General features: G+C 62.2%; 2 protein-coding genes. One reads left to right on the forward strand and one right to left on the reverse strand.

Annotation, left to right across the window (positions count from 1 at the left end; translation table 11 throughout):
• Positions 1-110: 110 nt before the first annotated feature.
• A complete protein-coding gene (locus ACFWSK_RS37795; protein WP_383796736.1) occupies positions 111-338 on the reverse strand; it encodes a DUF5133 domain-containing protein in 228 nt (75 codons plus the stop codon).
• A gap of 667 nt (positions 339-1,005) precedes the next feature.
• Here ACFWSK_RS37795 and ACFWSK_RS37800 point away from each other — a divergent pair.
• Positions 1,006-1,113 carry a DUF6131 family protein gene (locus tag ACFWSK_RS37800; RefSeq protein WP_383796739.1) on the forward strand — a complete coding sequence of 36 codons (108 nt, stop codon included), beginning with the start codon at positions 1,006-1,008 and terminating at the stop codon, positions 1,111-1,113.
• Positions 1,114-1,296 lie beyond the last annotated feature (183 nt).

Consider the following 1,296-nt stretch of genomic DNA (forward strand, 5'->3'; position numbering starts at 1 on the left):
TATGACGTGCACACAGTTGGCAGACCAGGCTCCGCGAAGCGACGCACGAAGAAGTCAACGACCCCGCGTCCACGCCGCACAGGTTAAAGATCAAGTTAAGGACGCGTTGTTCAGGCAGTCAGGAGGGAATCGTCCTCAGGGCGGGCGCCAGGCAACTGGTGGCGGGCGGCGATGAGTGCGGTGTCGATGTCACGGGTGCCGGTCGAGACGCACAGTGTGTAGGCGAGATCGTCCATTCGCTGTTGCACTTCCGGGCTGCCGTTCTCGGCATGCAAGAGCCGCAGGGTGTCGTACTGCTCAAGCAGGTTCTGGAGGACTGCCGGGTGGGCCATCAGCATGGGACGTTTTCCTCTCGCCCTCGCGTACACGGGATACTCGCCAGCCCGTCTACCCCAAGCCTTCATTGTCATTCCACCAGATTTTTTAGACGCGCCCAGTGGTGAAAGCCCGCGGTAGAACGTCGTGCGAGGACCGCTCACGAGCGGCGTCGGCAGATGACCGATGCCGCTCCCAGTCACCTCGGGCCTCGGCGGCTGTGGGCGAGCGGTTTCGCGTCGCCTCGTCCGGCCACACGGGCACGAGGCGTTCGGCTTCCTCCCCGTCGGACGGTGACGACGAGGGAAAAGCAGACTGCGCGGCTCTCCGTGAAGACGAAGGTATCTGCGATGGTCAGGCGGCAACAGCCGCTCAAGCCGTTGCCGCTGCTCGCCGGTCAGCCCTCCTCAGCCCGTCATGATTCGGTGCCGACGCGATCGGTGAAAGGGGTGATCGTGAAGGCGAATCTCGTTGTGACCGTGAGGTGTGCATGAACACGGTATTGCGGGGCACAAGGATGAGCGCGACAGGACCTGATAACCATCGACCCGAGGTTAGCCAGGATGTACCGGTCGGGCGTGATGGGGCCGCTGTGAAGCGGAGGTTTGTACACGCCTACGAGACTCGATGATGGGAACTGACATGATTCTGCTTGGTGCCATTCTGCTCATAATAGGCTTGCTTGTCGGCATGTCGTTGCTGACGACCATCGGCGGTGTGCTCGTCGTGGTGGGCGCCGTCCTGTGGCTCCTTGGCGCAAGCGGACGTATGGTCGGCGGGCGTAAGCACTACTTCTAGTCCTTTACGAGCGCATGGACAGTGTTGTGGGTGCCTCTGTGCCTCTGCTTGTTCGTCAGCTCGGCGGACCACCATTCGATATCGGGCCGACAGTAAGCAGCGGCGAGCGAGGTCGCTGGTGCCGCTGATAACCAGCGACGGACGAGAGTTTTGATACGTGCGGGTGGGCCGCGACGAGACCTC

Source organism: Streptomyces sp. NPDC058620 (assembly GCF_042717135.1).
GTDB lineage: Bacteria > Actinomycetota > Actinomycetes > Streptomycetales > Streptomycetaceae > Streptomyces.

Excerpts from the sequence above, each read along its gene's own strand:
- ACFWSK_RS37800 (WP_383796739.1), top strand. The coding sequence starts at position 1,006 with ATGTCGTTGCTGACGACCATCGGCGGTGTGCTCGTCGTGGTGGGCGCC.
- ACFWSK_RS37795 (WP_383796736.1), bottom strand. The coding sequence starts at position 338 with ATGCTGATGGCCCACCCGGCAGTCCTCCAGAACCTGCTTGAGCAGTAC.